This is a genomic window from Erythrobacter sp. SN021 (assembly GCF_021864455.1).
Genome location: NZ_JAKKUW010000005.1, coordinates 189961 through 208333, shown reverse-complemented (window position 1 = coordinate 208333; position 18373 = coordinate 189961). Strand labels below are relative to the sequence as shown.

Below are 18373 nucleotides of genomic sequence, written 5' to 3'. Positions count from 1 at the left end.
TTACCGGCGGCGCAGCGGCCAGTCCGTTACGTCGCCGGTCCACAGCGCGAGCCAGACGAGAACCGGCTGCGCGATCATCCTCGGTATGTGATAGCCGAGCCCAAGCCCACCATCGGGGCGCGCCATGTCGAGCGCGAAATGATGGATGTTCGCCGGAAACACGCAGATCGCATAGAGCGCGAGGCCCACGGCACCGGCCCGGCGCAAGGACGAATTGGCCCATTGCACCAGCGCCGCCGCGCCGAGCAGTTCGGCAATGCCGGTCCAGAAAACCACCGTTTGTGGGGCGGGCACCCAGCCCGGCATGATCGCCAGGAACGGTGCCGGATTGGCGAGATGCATATACCCCGCAAAGGCATAGAAAGCACCGAGCAGCCAGCGTAGCCCGGCTCGGATCATGTGCCGGGGTGCCAGTCTGCGGCGGCCAGTTCGAAGCCGGAAAATTCGAACCCCGGCGATACGATACAGGACATGAGCGCGTAGCCTGCCTTGCCTTGCGCCGGTCGTGCTGCCTGCCACCAGTGCGGTGGAACGACATGCTGAACCGCCTGCCCGCCGATAACGTCTGACCCGAGCAGAACGGTTTCGATGGGGCCGTCATCGTCCTTCGCAAGCGTCAGTTCGAGTGGGTCTCCCGCGTGCCACAGCCAGATTTCGGCCGCATCGACCCGGTGCCAGTGCGAGCTTTGGCCATGTTCGAGGAGGAAGTGGATCGCCGTCGCGCTGGCTCTTTCGCCGCCTGCGGCGGGGGCACGCCAAGTCTCGCGGTACCATCCGCCCTCGGGGTGTGGTGCCAGACCGAGTTCCTCGATGATAGCCCCTGCCGACGTCATGCCTCCACCACTTCGACGCCTTTCCAGAACGCGATGCGATCCTTGATCTCGACCGCCGCTTCTTTCGGCTCGGGGTAATACCAGGCGGCGTCGGTGTTTATTTCGCCCCCGGCATTGATCGAGTAATAGTTCGCCGTCCCTTTCCATGGACAGTGGCTGGTTGTCTCGCTCGGCACCAGTATGCCGCGCGCGACATCGCCCGCCGGGAAATAGTGATTGCCTTCGACGACGACCGTGTCGTCGCTGCGCGCCAGCGTCTCGCCGTTCCAGCGGGCGGTGATGGTCATGAATGGGGCCTTTCCTTGCCGCTGCTCTTTGCTAGGACAGCCCGCAAGATGACAAGGGGTTCCTGAATATGCGCCAATTTCTGTTCGCCACCGCTGCCGCAACCGCTCTTGCCATCGCAGGTCCGGCGTCAGCCCAGAGCGGTGCGGAGAAAACAGCCGCCGCGGCGCTCGAAGCGGCGCCGGTGTGGGACGGCCATAACGACGTGCCGATCCAATTGCGCTCGCGTCTGGGTAACCGGATCAACGATTTCGATTTTAGCGATACGCTGGATACCGCGCGTGACGGGCACAGTGCCATGCATTCCGACCTGTTGCGGCTGCGCCAGGGCAAGGTCGGGGCGCAGTGGTGGTCGGTCTATGTCAGCGCCAGCCTGCCCGAGCCCGAAGCGGTGCAGGCGACCGTCGAGCAGATCGATGTGACCAAGCGGCTGATCGCGCGCTATCCCAACGATCTGCAACTGGCGCTGACCGCCGATGATGTCGAGCAGGCGATGGAAGCGGGCCGGATCGCCTCGCTTTTGGGCATGGAGGGCGGCCATTCGATTGGCTCGAGCCTCGCCGTGCTGCGCCAGATGTACGATATGGGCGCGCGCTACATGACGCTGACACATGGCAAGACGCTGAGCTGGGCCGACAGCGCGACCGATGTGCCCAAGCATGACGGACTCAACGCCTTCGGCAAGGACGTGGTGCGCGAGATGAACCGCATCGGCATGCTGGTCGATCTCAGCCATGTCAGCGAAGCAGCAATGCACGATGCGCTAGACGTGGCGAAGGCTCCGGTCATTTTCAGCCATTCGGGTGCGCGGGCGATCAACGGCCATCTGCGCAACGTGCCCGATGGCGTTCTCGCCCGTCTGCCTGAAAATGGCGGGCTCGTGATGGTGGTCGCGCTGCCGTGGTTCATCACCGAAGACCTACGCAACCATGCCGCCGACCGCGCGGGGGAGAAGGCGCGGCTCGAAGCGCTCTTTCCCGGCCTGCCCGACACGGTGGAGGCGCAACTGGCGAAATGGGATGCCGAAAACCGCCCGCCGGTTTCGACCATCTCCGACATGGCCGACCACATCGACCATATTCGCGACGTCGCGGAGATCGATCATATCGGGATCGGCGGCGATTACGACGGCATGCCCACCGGCCCGATCGGGATGGAAGACGTGACCGGCTATCCGGCGCTGTTCGTCGAACTGGCCCAGCGCGGATATTCGCAGGAGGATCTGGAGAAGATCGCCTCGCGCAACATGATGCGGGTGATGCGCGATGCCGAGGTCTATGCGGCGAGCGTCGGCGACATGGTTCCGTTCGAATATGCCGCGGGCGAGCCGCGCGACGCTGGCGAATAGGCGTTAGCGGAGCTTGCCGTCCTCGCCTTCGAGGCGGCCGAGTATGCGAACGAAGAAGGCGGTCGACCAGCCCAGCAATATAATGCCGACCACGCCTTCCAAAGCCGCGACCATGCGCCATTCATTATGGATGGACGCGTCGGAATAGCCGATCGTGGCGTAGCTGATGGTGGAGAAATACAGGGCTTCGCTAAAGGAGTGCAGCGCGCCGAGGTAATCGTAGAGAAACGCGAACAGCCAGATTTCGACGAAATGAAGGAAGATGATCGCGAACACCGCGATCAGCGTAAATCCCGCCCCGGTGACGGATAGGGGGCGCAGTTTTTCGAACCGCTCGGTCATCCGTTCTCCGGAAAGAATGCGCTGGATCGTGAACAGGCCCATGCCGTGAATGACGACGCATACTGCGATCATTGCTGCACCTATCAGCAATTGCTGATTGAAGGTCGCGCTGATGACCTGTGCGTTGTCGGGCAGGCTGTTGGTCATCGCTTTTCGAGCGTCAGCGGGTCCCGCTCGCGATCGTCGAACCGATCCAGCGCATCGGCGAATGGTTGTGCGTCGTCATTGCTGAAGAATTCGTCGCACATGCGGCGGGCCATCAATCCCCGTCCGCGGTTTCCGGCAGGTCGGAGCGGTCGGTGGATGCCATTTCCTCCAGCTCTTCTTCGCTCATACTGTCATGCATCTGCCGGGATGCACCCTGGAGGTCGCCGATATCGGTTTCCCCGCGCTTGGCCGACAGCGCCGCACCGGCGGCTCGCTGTTGGGCCTTGCTCTTGGCGTCGGGCATGGTTCAGTCCTGTGCTTCGAGTTCGCTACCGCGCTTGAGCACCTCGTCGCCATCATCCTGCCGGATGAGATAGGCGGGATTGTCTTCGTCTCCGCTTTTGGTGACCTCGGTACCTTGCAGGGTGCGGGTAACTTCGCGCTCGAAACGCTCCTTGATCTGGCCGCAACCGGTGCCGTCGCCCCAGTTCCATTTGACGTATTGGTTGGCCTGGAAGCTGTTGGGATTGCTCATGCGACCTCACTCCTTGAAACGGTCAATTCTCGATAACTTCGAGCCCGTCCTCAATCCTGGTCTGATCCCCGTCGGGCGCCGCGACCTGATCGTCCCCCAGATCGGTCTCGCCTTCGATCCCCACGATGCTGTCGGTGCTGTCCCCATCATCTTCCATGGAGGATATCTGCCCGCTGACCGTGCCTTCTTCCTCGACATCGCCGGTCGACAGTGCGGGGATGATCCAGACGATCGACATCAGGACAAGCGCGAGCAGCAGCCCGCCTGCCAGCACCCAGCGCACCACGCCCTCCTTCGAGCCGCCGCTCGCCTCGGTGCCGGTAACGTGGACTTCTTCGCCTTCTTTGTGCACGTGATTCTACTCCCTGAATATCTTGCGATCCCGCAGTTTCTGGGAGCTTTACGCTCGCGCGGCGTGAATGTTCCGGAAGTTCAGTCGCGCAGGAGGTCGTTGATCCCGGTCTTTTCGCGCGTTTGCGCATCCACCGTTTTGACGATCACCGCGCAGGCAAGGCCGGGGCCGCCATCCTTGCCGGGCATGGTGCCGGGCACCACCACCGAATAGGGCGGGATGTGGCCGCGAATGACTTCGCCGGTGTCGCGGTAGACGATCTTGGTCGACTGGGTGATGAAAACACCCATGGCCACAACGCTGCCTTCACCGACAATCACCCCTTCGACGATCTCGCTGCGCGCGCCGATGAAGCAGTTGTCGCCGATGATGGTCGGGTTGGCCTGCATCGGTTCGAGCACGCCGCCGATCCCGGCCCCTGCCGATATATGGCAATTCTCGCCGATCTGCGCGCAGCTGCCGATGCTGGCCCAGGTATCGACCATCGTGCCCTTGCCGACATAGGCGCCGATATTGACGAAGCTGGGCATGAGCACGCAGCCGGGCGCGATATAGGCGCCTTCGCGGGCGATTGCGCCGGGAACGACGCGAAAGCCTGCCTGGCGGAAGCGGGCATCGTCCCATCCGGCGAACTTGCTCGGCACCTTGTCGAAGGCCGGGTGGCCCGCGCTGCCGCCATCCATCACGCGGTTGTCATTGAGCCGGAAGGACAGCAGAACGGCCTTTTTGAGCCACTGATTGACCGTCCAGCCACCCTTGCCATCGGGCTCGGCCACGCGGCCCTCTCCGCTGTCGAGCAGGGCCAGCGCCGCCTCGACCGCCTCGCGCACATCGGCGCTTTGCGGCGTGATATTGGCGCGGTCATCCCACGCGGCGGTGATGCGGTTTTCGAGGTCGGTGCTCATGCTGGTCTCCGGTTCACGTTCGGAAGCGGTCGTTAGCAGGCCCGCGTCGCTAGTCCATCCCCGCCGCTTGCGCGAATTCGTAGGCGCGGTCGATCAGCGGCGCGACGCGTTCGGACATGGATTTCGCATGCGCGGAAGATGCGGTGCCGTCGATCACGCGCTTCTTGATGCCCTGCATGATCCCGGCCAGGCGGAAGAGATTGTAGGCGAAGTACCAATCCATCGGCGGGACCGGATATCCGGTTTTCGCGACGTAGCGATCAACCGCCTCTTGCTGCGACGGAATTCCCAGTGCCTCGAGATCCAGCCCCAGCAGCCCGGCGCGCCCGTCATGCGGGTTGTGCCAGTTGAGCATGAGATAGCTGAAATCGGCGATCGGATCGCCCAGGGTCGACAGTTCCCAGTCGAGCACGGCAAGGACACGGTTTGCGTCCTTCTCGAAGATCATGTTGTCAAGCCGGTAATCGCCATGCACGACGCTGCTTTCGTGCTGCGGCGGGATGGTCTGCGGCAGCCATTCGATCAGCCGCTCCATCTTCGGCATATGTTCGGTTTCGGACAGCTTATACTGTTTCGACCAGCGCGAGATCTGGCGCGCGCAATAGTCGGTCGGCTTGCCGTAATCGCCGAGGCCGATCTGGTCGGGCTTGCGCAGGTGCAGTTCGGCCATGGTGTCGATCATGGCGTTATAGATTTCGCGCCGCTCTTCGGGCGAATAATCGGGCAGCGCGCCGTTCCACAAGCTGCGCCCATCGGCGAGGCCCATGACGAAGAACTTGGCTCCGATCACCTCCGGGTCTTCGCACAGGCCATAGGTCTTCGGCACGGGAAAGCCGGTCGGCCCCAGCGCGTGCATGGCCTTGTATTCCCGGTCGACGGCATGCGCGCTCGGCAGCAGCTTGCCGAAGGGCTGGCGGCGCAGGACATAGCTGCGCGCCGGCGTGTCGATGCGATAGGTCGGGTTCGACTGGCCGCCCTTGAATTTCGAATAGGAGATCGGCCCTTCGAAACCCCCGACATTGGCCTCAAACCACGCGGTCAGCGCGTCGAGGTCCATCGCGTCGCGTTCGGTCACCGCGACGGTGCCGACCATCTCCTTGTCGAAATCGATCGCCTTCTCGCTCATCAGTCGAACACCACCAAGCTGCGCGCCGAATGGCCGCCCTTCATCTTTTCGAAGCCTTCGTTGATCTTCTCAAGCGGAATACGCTCGGCGATGATCGTGTCGAGGTCGAGCAGGCCGCGCATATAGAAGTCGACCAGGCGCGGAAGGTCCACCGGGAAATGGTTCATCCCCATAATGGCGCCCTGAAGTTTCTTGCCCGACAGCAGATCCATCGCGCCGAGGCCGACCTTGCAGTCGAGCGGCATCATGCCGAGGATCGTGGCCGTACCGCCGCGACGCAGCAGCTTCACCGCCAGATCCGCGCTGGCCTGCCGCCCGACCGCCTCGATCGCGTGGTGTACGCCGCCGCCGGAAATCTTCATGACCTGCTCCACCGCGTCATCGGCCATGGCGTCGACCGTGTGGGTCGCGCCGAGCACTTCGGCGAGCTGACGTTTCTCGGGCAGGGGGTCGATCGCGATGACCTTACCCGCCCCGGCGATCTTGGCGGCGTTGATCGTGGCCAGGCCGACACCGCCGCAACCGACCACGGCCACGGCTTCGCCCGGCACAACCGAACAGGCGTTGAAGATGGCACCCGCACCGGTCGTCACCGCGCAGCCGATGACTGCGGCGCGGTCCAGCGGCATGTCCTTGTCGATGGCGACGCAGGCATGTTCGTGGATCAGCATCTGTTCGGCAAAGGCCGACAGGTTGAGCATCTGCCCCACCGGTCCGCTGCCGTCGGCGCGCATGATGCGCGGCGCGGCATCCTGCGCACGGCGAGTGTCCGCCCCCATGCACAATGCCATGCGCCCCGTGACGCAGAATTCGCAGTGACCGCAAAAGGCGGAAAGGCAGGAGACCACGTGGTCGCCCGGCTTGACCGTCTTCACCTCGCTGCCGACCGCGCGGACCACGCCCGCCGCTTCGTGGCCGGGAATGGCCGGAAGCGGATGCGGATAGGCCCCTTCGATGAAGTGCAGGTCCGAATGGCACAGCCCGCAGGCCTTGGTGTCGATGAGGACCTCGTGCGGGGCGGGGTCGGCAAGTTCGACCTCGCCGATGGTGAGCCCGCCGACCGATTCCAGGATTGCTGCCTTGGCCATTAGCGCGCCACTCCCATATCGCCCGAGCTGAGATGATCGTCACCCGAAGTCGGTGCCGCGCCCTCGCGCAGGGCATTGGCGGTCGGCCCCTTCTCGGGCAGGTGCTTGGCGAATTCCATGCGTGCGATCGAGCGGGCGTGAACTTCGTCCGGACCATCGGCCAGCCGCAGCGTGCGCTGGTGCGCATAGGCGTTGGCGAGGCCGTAATCGTCGGACACGCCGCCGCCGCCATGCGCCTGGATGGCATCGTCGATGATCCGCAACGCCATGTTGGGCGCCTGAACCTTGATCATGGCGATTTCCTGCTTGGCCGCCTTGTTGCCGACCTTGTCCATCATGTCGGCGGCTTTCAGGCACAGCAGGCGAGTCATGTCGATATCGATGCGGGCGCGGGCGACGCGTTCTTCCCAGACCGAGTGCTTGTAGATCGGCTTGCCGAAGGCTTCGCGCTCCTGCAGCCGCTTGCACATCTTGTGCAGCGCTTCCTCGGCGACGCCGATCGTGCGCATGCAGTGGTGAATGCGGCCCGGGCCGAGGCGTCCCTGCGCGATCTCGAAGCCGCGGCCTTCGCCCAGCAGCATGTTGTCCACCGGGACGCGCACGTCCTTGAGTTCGACTTCCATATGGCCGTGCGGCGCATCGTCATAGCCGAATACGGGCAGGTGGCGCAGGATGGTCACACCGGGCGCGTCCATCGGCATCAGGATCATGGATTGCTGCGCATGGCGCCCTGCCGAAAAATCGGTCTTGCCCATGACGATGGCGACCTTGCAGCGCGGATCGCCCACGCCCGAGGACCACCATTTGCGGCCGTTGATGACGTATTCGTCACCGTCGCGTTCGATCCGCGTCTCGATATTGGTCGCGTCCGAGGATGCGGTGAAGGGCTCAGTCATGAGGAAGGCGGAACGGACCTCGCCATTCATCAGCGGGGCGAGCCATTCGTCCTTCTGCGCGCGCGTGCCATAGCGGTGGAACACTTCCATATTGCCGGTGTCCGGCGCGGAGCAGTTGAACACTTCCGAAGCGAAGCCGATGCGGCCCATTTCCTCGGCGCACAGCGCATATTCGAGATTGGTCAGGCCCGGGCCTTCGAATTCGAAACTCTCTTCGACATGGTGATGCCCGTCATTGCGCGGCGGCATGAACAGGTTCCAGATGCCTTCCTTCTTGGCCTTGGCCTTGAGGTCCTCGACCACCTGGATGACCTTCCAGCGATCTCCTTCGGCATCCTGCGCCTTGTAGGTCGGGACGGCGGGGCGGACATGCTCTTCGATGAAGTTCTTCACCCGGTCGCGCCAGTATGCTTGCCGTTCTGTCGGTTCGAAATCCATCGTCTGCTATCCTCTTCTCTCTCAATTCCGTTTGTTCGAAAATGGCAGAGCGCGCCGCTCCCGCCAAGTGGTAATCAGGGCACGATCGTGCCTCCGTCGATGTCTCCGCGCGCAGCGATGTCGAGTGCCTTCAGTCGCGCTTCGTGTTCCTCGCGTCCGATCGGGAAGCGTCCAAGCCAGTACGCTGCGACAAGGCCGAGCAAGACGATCGCTGCACCGTAGAGCCAGACGATGTTGTGGATGACCTCCAGCGGCACCTCGGCCGGCGAGGTATTGGGGGCGAGTCCCGATAGTGCGATCACCTGCCCGCCTATCAGGATTCCCCCGCCGGTCGCGCATTTCTGGACGAACCAGTTGCCTGAATAGAAGCTGCCCTCGGCACGCCTTCCTGTACGTTCCTGATACGCCTCGACGATCTCCGCGATCATGGAGGTGGCGGATATCATCACCACCACGCCCAGCGTATTCGCAACCAGCAGAAAGGCATAAAACTGGATCGCGCTGCGCCGCGTACCCGTCTCCGGCCATAGGCCTGCCAAATAGAGGCTGAAGGGAATGAGGATGACAACCAGCGACCCGATCGCGCCGATCACTGCGCTTCGCGGCTTGCCGAACCGGCGGTGCATGGGGCCTACGATGAAAAACATCACGATAACGGACAGGAACAGGACGATCGGGTAAAATTGCAGCTCAACCGTATCGAAACGCCAGACAAACACATTGATGTAATTGGTCAGCGAAAAGGTGAGGCCCTGGCTGATATAGGCCGCAAGCGCGCCGGCCGCGAAGATGAGAAAGGCGCGCTCGCTGAAGGCATCGATGATCTCGCTGAAGGCACCGCGCCAGGTGAAGGGCGGCGCGCGCGTTTCGGGATAACCGGCGACGAGCTTGTGCTGCCCCAGAGCCGAGCCGAGCACCGAAATCACCATCAGCGTCGCGCCGATCATCCCGAACCACAGATAGCCTTCGGGCTCGAGCAGCGCTTCGGCGCTGGGCATCAGCACGAAATAGGCGAGCACCATCATCAGCAATCCGCCGCACCACCCGAACAGGAATCGATATCGGAACAGCGTGGTCCGCTCGTCGTAATCGGCGGTGATTTCGGGCAACAGGCTGACGGAAGGGACCTCGCAGGCGGACAGCAGAACGCGGACCGATACGGCGATGGCCAGCAATTCCCAGAAGCTTGGTGTGCCGCCGCCCGGTGGATGCCAGAGGAAGACCCAGGCGAAAGCCAGCGGGATGGGGGCCGCGTAGAGCCACGGCAGGCGCCTGCCCCAGCGCGACCAGGTGCGGTCGGACAGATTGCCCAGCAACGGATCGACAAAGGCGTCGATCAACAGAGCCAGCGCCAGCGCGAGGCTGACCGTGCCTGCATCCATGCCCAGGGCCTGATTGTAGAAGATCAGCAGGAAAAACGAAAAGCCGGAGTCCTTCACGCCGAAGGCAACCGCGCCGAAACCGTGGATCAATTTGAGGCGCTGGGGCAGGGGGCCGGTGACGAAAGGCATCAGGCGGACTGCTGCGCCTTCTTCACTTGCTCCTCGAGCGCCATCAGCGCTTCGAAAGCGCCGCCTTCTTCCGGGTCCCAGCTATGGCGCGGCCCGATCGTGATCCCCCCATCGACGATCAGCGATGTTCCGGTGACGAAGCCTGCCGCTTCGCTTGCGAGATAGGCGGCGGCCTCGGCAATATCTCGCGGTTTGCCGCCGCGCGCCACCGGCTGCGCATTGGAGGACATCTGCGCGATCATCGCTTTCGCCTGGGTTTTCAACTCTTCGGGAATTTCGAGGCTGGCTGTGAAGATGTTGGTATTGATGAAGCCGGGCTGCACCGCATTCACGCGGATCCCGTGCTGGGCCAGGTCGGCGGCGGCGCATTTTGTCAGATGCAGCACCCCGGCCTTGGCGACCGCGTAAGTGGTCGGCGAATAGCCCGGTCCGACTGCGGCCACGCTCGATACATTGACGAAGCTCGCCCCGCCGGTCTTGGTGCTGGGCCGGTCTTTCATGTGCGGGACGGCATAGCGTATGCCGAAGGCGACCGACCGCAGCAGCAGGTCCATCGTGCGGTCCCATTCATCGGGTTCGATTTCCGATATGTCGGCGCGCGCACCGCCGGCCCCGGCATTGTTGAACACCGTGTCGATACCGCCGGTTTCCTGGGCCGCGCGGTCCATCAGCGCCTTGATCTGGGCGGGATCGCAGACGTCGCAGCGCACGAAACGCACCTCGCCTTCGGTTTCCGCAGCCAGTTTCTCGCCGCCCTCGTCATCGATGTCGCTGGCGTAAACCACCGCGCCTTCGCTGGCGAACAGCGCGGTCGCGTCGGCCCCGATACCCGATGCCGCACCAGTGACGATCACCGTCTTGCCTGAGAATCGCATCCCTACTCTCTCCCCGAATTTCTTTGCGCGCAGCTTAGGCGAGCGTGCCAATGCGTCAACGCATTCCGGCTGACGTTACGGCAATGCGGGCCATCGCGAGTGGCCTTGCGCCGATGGGCCGAATCACCCTAACGTAAGCGTCAACATACCGATGGTTTGAAAAAGAGAGGATTGGACAATGTCCGACAGCGACCTGGAAGCCTTCCGCGCGGAAACGCGCGCCTGGCTCGAAGCCAATTGCCCGCCCGAGATGCGCCAGCCGGTGCGCGACGAGGAAGACGTCTATTGGGGCGGCCGCAATGCAACCTTCAAGAGCGAGGCGCAGAAGGCCTGGTTCGAAGCCGCGCGCGACAAAGGCTACACTGTCCCCGCATGGCCCAAGGAATATGGCGGCGCCGGTCTCTCGCCCGCGCAGGCCAAGGTGCTACGCGAGGAAATGGCCGCCATCGGCGCGCGCCCGCCGCTTTCCAGCTTCGGTATCTGGATGCTCGGCCCGGCGCTGCTGCATTTCGGCACCGAAGGTCAGAAACAGCGCTTTCTCAACGAAATCGCGCGCGGTGAAATCCGCTGGTGCCAAGGCTATTCGGAACCGGGTTCGGGGTCGGATCTCGTATCCTTGCAAACCTTCGGAGAGGACAAGGGCGATCACTGGGTGGTCAACGGCCAGAAGATCTGGACCTCCTATGCCGACAAGGCCGACTGGATATTCTGTCTCGTCCGCACGGATAAGGAGGACAAGTATCGCGGCATCACCTTCATGCTTTACGACATGGCGAGCGAAGGTGTGTCGACCAAGCCGATCCTGCTGATCAGCGGCAACAGCCCGTTCTGCGAAACCTTCTTCGACGATGTCAGCGTGCCCAAGAGCTATGGCGAGGATGTTCCCGCCTATGTCGGCGAAATCAATCGCGGCTGGGATGTCGCCAAATACCTGCTCGGCCACGAGCGCGAGATGATCTCGGGCGCCGATGGCGGCAATACCGGCACGATCGGTGCCGCTCTGGCGCGCGCCAATGGCGATATCGATCCGGTGCTGCGCGCCGAGCTCGCGCAGTTCGATGTCGACGCGCTGGCCTATGGCGCGATGGGCGAGAAGTTCCTCGACGAGATCAAGGTCGGCAAGGCGCACCCCGCCCAGCCGAACATGATGAAATATGCCGGGACCGAGCTGAACAAGCGCCGCCACGAGCTGATGATGGCGGCGGGCGGCAGCCATGCGCTTGAATGGGAAAGCGAGGAAACCAGCGGCGGCAAGCCGTCGCGCGGGTGGCTGCGCACCAAGGCGAACAGCATCGAGGGCGGCACGTCCGAAGTCATGCTCAACGTCATTTCCAAACGTATCCTCGACCTGCCGGGAGCCTGATCGATGCCTCTGTATTACGACGACGACCAGACGATGCTGGCTGACACCGCAGGCCAGTTCATGGCCGAGGAAGGTTCGATCAAGAACCAGCTCCGCCACTGGCGCGACCGCCAGTGCAAGGACGGTTTCGGCCATGCCTTGTGGCAACAGTTTGCCGAAATGGGTTTTACCGGCATGCTGGTGGATGAAGACGACGGCGGGCTCGGCATGGGCCAGGTCGAAGCGAACATCGTGCTCGAGGAAATCGGGCGCAATCTCACGCCTTCGCCGTTCCTCTCCTCCTCCGTGCTGGCGGCAACTGCCCTCAAGCACGGCAGCAACGACGTGAAGGGCCGGTGGCTGCCCGATCTCATCTCGGGCGAGAAGGTTTATGGCGTGGCTATCGACGAAGGGCGCAAGCACCGCCCCGAGACGATCGCCTGCAAGGCCGAAAAATCGGGCAATGGCTTCAAGCTTTCGGGCAAGAAGGACTTCGTGGTCTATGGGGCAAGCGCCGAGATGATCGTGGTGGCCGCGCGGACCTCGGGCAGCGATAGCGACGTGGATGGCGTGACGCTGTTCGCCGTCCCGCAGGATGCCGCCGGCATGAGCCATGACAGCGTGCGCCTGGTCGACAGCTCGATGGCCAGCCATGTCACATTCGATGGTGTCGAGCTCGATGGCGATGCCGTGATCGGCGAGGTCGATGGCGGACGCGAGGTGCTCGATGCCATGCTGGTGGCGGGCCGCGTCGGCGCCGCTTCGGAAGGGGTGGGCGTGGCTCGCGGCGCGATGGACATGACCGTCGACTATCTCAAGCAGCGCAAGCAATTCGGCCGGGTGATCGGCGAATTCCAGGCATTGCAGCACCGTGCGGCCCATCTGTATTCCGAGGTCGAAATCGCGCGTGCGGTCACCATCAAGGCAGCTCAGTTGCTCGATGGCGGCAGCGAAAAGGCCGACCTCATGGCTTCGGTCGCCAAGGCCAAGGTCGCCAAGGTTGCGGGGCTCGCGGTGCGCGAAGGCGTGCAGATGCACGGCGGGATCGGCATGACCGACGAATACGATATCGGCCTATATATGAAGCGCGAGCGCGCACTGCAGGAATTCCTGGGCGACCAGTATTATCATGCAGGCCGCGTTGCCGAGATGAGCGGCTATTGACGCCAGACGATCACCACTCCCAGTCATTGCGAGCGAAGCGAAGCAATCCAGGGAGCGGCAAAATGGATTGCCGCGTCGCCTGCGGCTCCTCGCAATGACTGATTTGGGAGAATTGCAATGACACTTGAAGACCTGTTCAGCCTCAAGGGCCGTGTTGCCCTCGTCACCGGCGGCAGCCGCGGCATCGGCAAAATGATCGTCGAAGGCTTCCTCGCCGCCGGCATCGAGCGTGTCTATATCAGCGCGCGCAAGATCGACGAGATAGAGGAAACCTGCGCCGAACTGGGCGAGCGTGTGATCGGCATCCAGGGCGACCTGTCGACCCTGGACGGGATCGACGCGCTGGTGGAAGAGCTTTCGAGCCGCGAAAGCAAGCTCGACATATTGGTCAACAATGCAGGCGCCGCCTGGGGCGTGGACTATCTCGAGTTTCCCGAGGCCGGCTGGGACAAGGTCATGGACCTCAACGTCAAGACGCCGTTCTTCCTCACGCAGAAGCTACACACGCTGTTGACCGCGGCTGCCAGCGCGGAACGACCGGGCAAGGTGATCAACATCACCTCGGTCGACGGCCAGCGCATCAACCCGTGGGAGACCTACAGCTATCAGGCTTCGAAAGCGGCGCTGATCCACCTCACGCGCCGGATGGCCGCGCGGCTGGTCAACGACCATATCTATGTCACCAGCCTTGCGCCGGGGGCCTTCCCCTCGAACATGAATCGCGCCGCACGCGATTTCGAAGAGCAGTCCGCCGCGGGCATTCCGAGCAAGCGCGTGGGCGACAAGCTCGATATGGGTGGAACCGCGGTCTATCTTGCCAGCCGGGCTGGCGATTACACCATCGGGGAAACCGTCACCATCGATGGCGGCATCGTCAACGCTTTGCTCCCGAACCACTTCGCCCAGGCCGGATGAGGGGATCGGCGAAGGGCGGCCGTCAGGCCGGGAGGATGCGATTGCGACCTTCGGATTTGGCACGGTAGAGCGCCTGGTCAGCCTGTTTCAGCGTCGCGGCATTCGCATCCGCGCCGTCGGCTGCCAGCGCCACGCCTCCTGAAAAGGAGATAAGGCCCATCGGTTCATCCGTCTCGCGCAGCTTGAATTCCTTTCTGGCAAGCTCGTGTCGGGCAAGGTCGAGCAGGTTGACGCCTGCTTCGACATTGTCCGACTGCATGACGACAATGAACTCCTCGCCGCCCCAGCGTCCGATGAAATGGGGGCGGCAGATGTCTTCCAGTGTCTTCGCCACAAGCTTGAGCACGCGGTCGCCCACGCTGTGACCGTAGCGGTCGTTGACCGACTTGAACTTGTCGATATCGCATAGGGCGATAACGCGCGGCTCGCCCGCTTCGGCCAGTTCGGCCAGATAGGAGTCGATCGCGCGGCGGTTGGCAAGGCCGGTCAGTTCGTCGCGATGGGCATCGTTGCGCGCCGCCTCGAGCTCCTCGCGCAGTTCTTTCACTTCCTGCATGGCCTCGGTCAGGCGACCTTGCGCCTGCTGCGATTGTTCGATCATGCGCCCGACAATCGACAGCGTATTGGCGCTGTCGCTGGCCATGTGATCGGCCTCTTGGGTTAGTTCGCGGGCAAAGGCGCCCGTGGCATCTGCGGCGGAAGATGCCAGCTCGCCCAGCTTGATCGTCTGGTGACGCAGGTGCGCGGCGCGCTGGCCCTGCGCCTTGTCCGTCAGGCCATAAATCGCCGCGCCGCCGTGGCGGTCGAAGATCGTGTCCACTTCCTCCTGCTTGATGCGATAGCCTTCGTCGACGATTTCCTGGATGGCACGCCCGATCGGCGAGCCGCTGTCGAACAGGGCGATATAGGCGAGCGTATAATTCTGCGGGCTCGGCGGCAGGCGATGGCTTTTCAGGAAAGCCATGGTCTTGTCGCCTTTTTCGAAATCAACTGCAGCCATGGCTACCCTGCAAAACCGATCTGACAACGCGACGAATCACGCATGGATTGATGCCATGCAATGATTGACAATTCGCATCCCGCCCAAGGCGTCGCAAGACCGATCATCGCGCTGCTCAGGCCATCAGCTCGCGCACGAAAGGGATCAGGCCGGTCTGGCGCTGGCGCTTCATACGCTCAGCATCGAGGATTTCGCTTACCTGCGCAAAGCAGGCATCGACGTCCTCGTTGATCACTACATAATCATAGGCGTCCCAGTGGCTGATCTCGGCGCGCGCGCGCTCCATCCGCGCGGAGATCACTTCGCCGCTGTCGGTGCCGCGGCCGCGCAATCGGCGTTCAAGCTCGGCAATACTCGGCGGGAGAATGAACACGCGGACTACGTCCTGCTGGTCCTTCTGATAAAGTTGCTGCGTGCCCTGCCAGTCGATGTCGAACAGGAAATCCTGCCCTTCCTTTAGCGCATTGCGGATCTTGCCCTTGGGTGTGCCGTAACGGTGACCGAAAACATGCGCCCATTCGTAGAAGTCGTCTTCCGCGACCATTCTGTCGAATTCGGCATCGTCCACAAAATAGTAATGCACACCGTCGATTTCGCCATCTCGCGGTGGACGCGTGGTGACGCTGACCGACAGCTTGATCTCGTCATCGGCATCCAGCAACATGCGCGAGATTGTCGTCTTTCCCGCTCCGCTGGGCGAGGAGAGGATGAACATGAGGCCCCTGCGGGCGAGCTTGTCGTGCGAAACAGTGGAATCGGCCATGCGCGCTGTTGGCGCATGGAGCGGGGACTAATCAACCCCCGCGCCGTGTATCCCGTCAAATCTTGCCGTCGGGATCGGCCTGACGGCGCAGCGTGCGGTTGCCCTGGCGGCGCGATTTGCGCCGTGACTGGCTGCGATCGAACAGGACCTTGAGCGCCAGCCCCGTACCGACGATCAGCGCGCCGGGGACCGATTTGGTCGCTACCTTGGTCACGCCATAGGCGGCAAGTGTGTGCACCAGGCTGCGGTTCTCGACCGCGTCCTTGGCGAACTGCTGGCCGTATTGCCGACCCAGCACTGCTTTCTCGACCGCCATGCGCGACAGGCGGCCCGCGCTGCGCAACAGGATGTCGTGGATGATGAGATTGGTCGCCGGGTTGGGGCTCGGGCCGGGGACGGGCTCGTCCCGGTCCGGAAGACCGTCGGTCGCCCGTTCGAGCTTTTCACCAACCACATCGGTCAGGTGATTGGGTTTGTCTTCGTCGGTAAGGCCGAGTTTAGCCATGTCCTGCCCCGTTCCATGCCGGGAAGGCCCGGCGCCTATTTCTTGCGGCCGAAATCGACCGTGACGACATTCGAGCCGTCTTCCGCTCCTTCAACGGCTGCGTCATCGCCCTGTTCCGTGCCATCGTTTTCGGGATGTTCGGTGGGCGCGGGACCCATATCCGCCACCGTGGCCTGGAACTGCAGCCCGAAATCGACCGCCGGATCGACGAACTGCGTGATCGCGGCATAGGGAATGTCGAGTTCGGCGGGGATCTGGTTGAACGACAGGCCGACCGCGAAGCCGTCTTCGCGCACGTTCAGGTTCCAGAACTTGTTCTGCAGCACGATGGTCATCTCGTCGGGGAACCGTTCGCGCAGGCTGGTCGGGATCGAGACGCCCGGGGCGTGGGTCTTGAAAGTTATGTAGAAATGATGCGCGCCGGGCAATTCGCCGCCGCCCTGCTCGATCTCGCCGAGCACCCGGCCGACCACGGCACGCAGGGCTTCCTGGACGATGGAATCATAGGGGATCAGGCTGTCGGGCGTGTCGTCGCTCATGCGGCGTAGGTGGAGCGGCAGGCGGTCCGGGTCAAGCGGTTTAAGCGCGTCTTTACCCTGTGGATAGGCGCATTTTCTTGCACGGCGCCGCCCGCCCCTCTAGCGCGGCTGGCATGCGTACAGGCCGGATCGAACGAAATACCGCGGAAACCAGAATTCTCGTCGAGGTCGATCTCGACGGAACGGGCACATACGATGTCGCGACGGGCATCGGTTTTCTCGATCATATGGTCGAACAGTTCGCCAAGCATTCGCTGATCGACGTAACGCTGAAGGTGACGGGCGATCTGCATGTCGACCAGCATCACACCACTGAAGACAGCGCGCTGGCGCTGGGGCAGGCGCTTGGGCAGGCGCTGGGCGATAAGGGCGGTATCGCGCGCTACGGCAGCGCCTATTCGCCGATGGATGAAACGCTGGCGCGGGTAGCGCTGGATATTTCGGGGCGGCCCTATCTCGTCTGGCGCGCGGGCTTCAGCCAGGAAAAGCTGGGTGAATGGGATACCGAGCTGATCGAGCACTGGTTTCATTCGGTTGCCCAGACCTGCGGCCTGACGCTGCATGTCGAACTGCTCTACGGCGTCAACAACCACCATATCTGCGAAGCGATCTACAAGGGGTTCGCCCGCGCGATGCGCGCGGCGGTCGAGATCGATCCGCGCAAGGGCGGGGCGATCCCGAGTACGAAAGGTCAACTCGGTGGCTGATCGTGCCGAATGGGCTGCGCAGCAGTCGCAAGGCCGACCGGCCGGCCGTAGCGACGCGATCTTCGATCGCATGAGCGAGGAGGTCGCGCGCCCGGAGGGGCGTGCGGAACGCAGGAATGGCTGAGGTCATCGCGCTGGTCGATTACGGGGCCGGCAATCTTCATTCGGTGGAAAACGCCCTGCGCAAAGTCGGGGCGCATGTCACTGTCACCGCCGATCCCGATGTGATCCGCGCGGCGGACCGGATCGTGCTGCCCGGTGTCGGGTCGTTCAAGGCCTGCGCCGAGGGGCTGCACGCCGAAAAGGGCGCGGTCGAAGCGATGCACGAACGCGTCTTTGTCGGCGGGGCGCCCTTTCTCGGCATCTGCGTGGGGATGCAATTGCTCGCGACGCGCGGGCTCGAACATGGCGAGACGCCGGGCCTGGGGTGGATCGACGGCGCTGTGCGCCTGATCGAGCCGACCGACACCAGCGTCAAAGTGCCGCATATGGGCTGGAACGATGTTGCGCCCTTGCCGCATGCGCAGGGCCATGAAGTGGTGGCCGAAGGCGAGGCTTATTTCCTGCATTCCTACCATTTCAAGGTCCGCCACCATGAGGATGTGCTGGCCATGACCGATCATGGCGGCGGCCTCGTTGCTGCTGTCGGGCGCGACAATTTCCTTGGCGTGCAGTTTCACCCCGAAAAGAGCCAGGCCTACGGGCTCGATCTGCTCTCACGCTTCCTCGAGTGGACCCCGTGACCATGCGCCCGCTC

General features: G+C 63.1%; 24 protein-coding genes. 7 read left to right on the top strand and 17 right to left on the bottom strand.

Annotation, left to right across the window (positions count from 1 at the left end):
* The 3 genes from L5849_RS12580 to L5849_RS12570 are packed head-to-tail and all read right to left on the bottom strand — an operon-like array spanning position 1 to position 1120.
* On the bottom strand, positions 1-399 hold the full coding sequence (locus L5849_RS12580) for a DoxX family protein (protein ID WP_236925860.1): 399 nt from the start codon (positions 397-399) through the stop codon (positions 1-3).
* The gene (locus L5849_RS12575; RefSeq protein WP_236925858.1) at positions 396-833 is read right to left on the bottom strand and encodes a cupin domain-containing protein; all 438 of its coding nucleotides are present in this window, start codon (positions 831-833) and stop codon (positions 396-398) included. The genes L5849_RS12580 and L5849_RS12575 overlap by 4 nt, the downstream gene beginning before the upstream one ends.
* Positions 830-1120: a DUF427 domain-containing protein gene (locus L5849_RS12570; protein ID WP_236925856.1), complete on the bottom strand. Its 291-nt coding sequence runs from the start codon at positions 1118-1120 to the stop codon at positions 830-832. The genes L5849_RS12575 and L5849_RS12570 overlap by 4 nt, the downstream gene beginning before the upstream one ends.
* A 68-nt stretch (positions 1121-1188) precedes the next feature.
* Here L5849_RS12570 and L5849_RS12565 point away from each other — a divergent pair, with 68 nt between their 5' ends.
* Positions 1189-2466, top strand: a complete 1278-nt coding sequence (locus L5849_RS12565; RefSeq protein ID WP_236925855.1) for a dipeptidase — start codon at positions 1189-1191, stop codon at positions 2464-2466.
* A 3-nt stretch (positions 2467-2469) separates the two neighbouring features.
* On the opposite strand, the gene L5849_RS12560 is transcribed toward L5849_RS12565, so the two are convergent.
* The 10 genes from L5849_RS12560 to L5849_RS12515 all read right to left on the bottom strand — a co-directional run bounded on the left by L5849_RS12560 (position 2470) and on the right by L5849_RS12515 (position 10681).
* A complete protein-coding gene (locus L5849_RS12560; protein ID WP_115415163.1) occupies positions 2470-2955 on the bottom strand; it encodes a potassium channel family protein in 486 nt (161 codons plus the stop codon).
* A gap of 112 nt (positions 2956-3067) precedes the next feature.
* Entirely contained in the window at positions 3068-3259 is a 192-nt protein-coding gene (locus L5849_RS12555; RefSeq protein WP_236925854.1) for a DUF3008 family protein, read from the bottom strand.
* A 3-nt stretch (positions 3260-3262) separates the two neighbouring features.
* Positions 3263-3490, bottom strand: a complete 228-nt coding sequence (locus L5849_RS12550) for a DUF2945 domain-containing protein (protein ID WP_236925853.1) — start codon at positions 3488-3490, stop codon at positions 3263-3265.
* Between the two features lie 22 nt (positions 3491-3512).
* A complete protein-coding gene (locus L5849_RS12545) occupies positions 3513-3842 on the bottom strand; it encodes a hypothetical protein (protein WP_236925852.1) in 330 nt (109 codons plus the stop codon).
* A gap of 80 nt (positions 3843-3922) precedes the next feature.
* Entirely contained in the window at positions 3923-4747 is an 825-nt protein-coding gene (gene dapD / locus L5849_RS12540) for a 2,3,4,5-tetrahydropyridine-2,6-dicarboxylate N-succinyltransferase (protein WP_115417693.1), read from the bottom strand.
* 49 nt (positions 4748-4796) lie between these two features.
* The gene (locus L5849_RS12535; RefSeq protein ID WP_236925851.1) at positions 4797-5873 is read right to left on the bottom strand and encodes a phosphotransferase family protein; all 1077 of its coding nucleotides are present in this window, start codon (positions 5871-5873) and stop codon (positions 4797-4799) included.
* Positions 5873-6961 carry a Zn-dependent alcohol dehydrogenase gene (locus tag L5849_RS12530; RefSeq protein ID WP_236925850.1) on the bottom strand — a complete coding sequence of 363 codons (1089 nt, stop codon included), beginning with the start codon at positions 6959-6961 and terminating at the stop codon, positions 5873-5875. Before L5849_RS12530 ends, L5849_RS12535 begins: the two co-directional genes overlap by 1 nt.
* Positions 6961-8295 (bottom strand): acyl-CoA dehydrogenase family protein, encoded by a 1335-nt coding sequence (locus L5849_RS12525; RefSeq protein ID WP_236925849.1) that lies wholly within the window; start codon positions 8293-8295, stop codon positions 6961-6963. Before L5849_RS12525 ends, L5849_RS12530 begins: the two co-directional genes overlap by 1 nt.
* Before the next feature lie 74 nt (positions 8296-8369).
* On the bottom strand, positions 8370-9806 hold the full coding sequence (locus L5849_RS12520) for an MFS transporter (RefSeq protein ID WP_115415157.1): 1437 nt from the start codon (positions 9804-9806) through the stop codon (positions 8370-8372).
* Positions 9806-10681, bottom strand: coding sequence for an SDR family NAD(P)-dependent oxidoreductase (locus tag L5849_RS12515; RefSeq protein WP_236925848.1), 876 nt, complete (start codon positions 10679-10681; stop codon positions 9806-9808). Before L5849_RS12515 ends, L5849_RS12520 begins: the two co-directional genes overlap by 1 nt.
* 178 nt (positions 10682-10859) lie before the next feature.
* On the opposite strand from L5849_RS12515, the gene L5849_RS12510 reads away from it, so the two are divergent.
* The 3 genes from L5849_RS12510 to L5849_RS12500 all read left to right on the top strand — a co-directional run bounded on the left by L5849_RS12510 (position 10860) and on the right by L5849_RS12500 (position 14102).
* On the top strand, positions 10860-12044 hold the full coding sequence (locus tag L5849_RS12510) for an acyl-CoA dehydrogenase family protein (RefSeq protein WP_236925847.1): 1185 nt from the start codon (positions 10860-10862) through the stop codon (positions 12042-12044).
* 3 nt (positions 12045-12047) lie between these two features.
* Positions 12048-13187: an acyl-CoA dehydrogenase family protein gene (locus L5849_RS12505; RefSeq protein WP_236925846.1), complete on the top strand. Its 1140-nt coding sequence runs from the start codon at positions 12048-12050 to the stop codon at positions 13185-13187.
* Positions 13188-13304: 117 nt separating this feature from the next.
* Complete coding sequence (locus L5849_RS12500; RefSeq protein ID WP_236925845.1) at positions 13305-14102, top strand: SDR family NAD(P)-dependent oxidoreductase; 798 nt, start codon at positions 13305-13307, stop codon at positions 14100-14102.
* Positions 14103-14124: 22 nt separating this feature from the next.
* On the opposite strand, the gene L5849_RS12495 is transcribed toward L5849_RS12500, so the two are convergent.
* From L5849_RS12495 to L5849_RS12480, 4 genes are all read right to left on the bottom strand, one after another.
* Positions 14125-15102, bottom strand: a complete 978-nt coding sequence (locus L5849_RS12495; protein ID WP_236925844.1) for a GGDEF domain-containing protein — start codon at positions 15100-15102, stop codon at positions 14125-14127.
* A 115-nt stretch (positions 15103-15217) separates the two neighbouring features.
* Positions 15218-15865 (bottom strand): guanylate kinase, encoded by a 648-nt coding sequence (gene gmk, locus L5849_RS12490; protein WP_115415151.1) that lies wholly within the window; start codon positions 15863-15865, stop codon positions 15218-15220.
* Positions 15866-15920: 55 nt separating this feature from the next.
* Positions 15921-16370: a hypothetical protein gene (locus L5849_RS12485; RefSeq protein WP_236925843.1), complete on the bottom strand. Its 450-nt coding sequence runs from the start codon at positions 16368-16370 to the stop codon at positions 15921-15923.
* 35 nt (positions 16371-16405) lie between these two features.
* Positions 16406-16909, bottom strand: coding sequence for an SspB family protein (locus tag L5849_RS12480; protein WP_115415149.1), 504 nt, complete (start codon positions 16907-16909; stop codon positions 16406-16408).
* 113 nt (positions 16910-17022) lie between these two features.
* On the opposite strand from L5849_RS12480, the gene hisB reads away from it, so the two are divergent.
* From hisB to hisH, 3 genes are read left to right on the top strand one after another with little or no spacing between them, the layout of a single operon-like run.
* The gene (hisB, locus tag L5849_RS12475; protein WP_115415148.1) at positions 17023-17616 is read left to right on the top strand and encodes an imidazoleglycerol-phosphate dehydratase HisB; all 594 of its coding nucleotides are present in this window, start codon (positions 17023-17025) and stop codon (positions 17614-17616) included.
* Positions 17609-17740 (top strand): hypothetical protein, encoded by a 132-nt coding sequence (locus L5849_RS15960; RefSeq protein WP_255704423.1) that lies wholly within the window; start codon positions 17609-17611, stop codon positions 17738-17740. The genes hisB and L5849_RS15960 overlap by 8 nt, the downstream gene beginning before the upstream one ends.
* Positions 17733-18359 carry an imidazole glycerol phosphate synthase subunit HisH gene (gene hisH, locus L5849_RS12470; protein WP_115415147.1) on the top strand — a complete coding sequence of 209 codons (627 nt, stop codon included), beginning with the start codon at positions 17733-17735 and terminating at the stop codon, positions 18357-18359. Before L5849_RS15960 ends, hisH begins: the two co-directional genes overlap by 8 nt.
* The last annotated feature ends 14 nt before the right edge of the window (positions 18360-18373 follow it).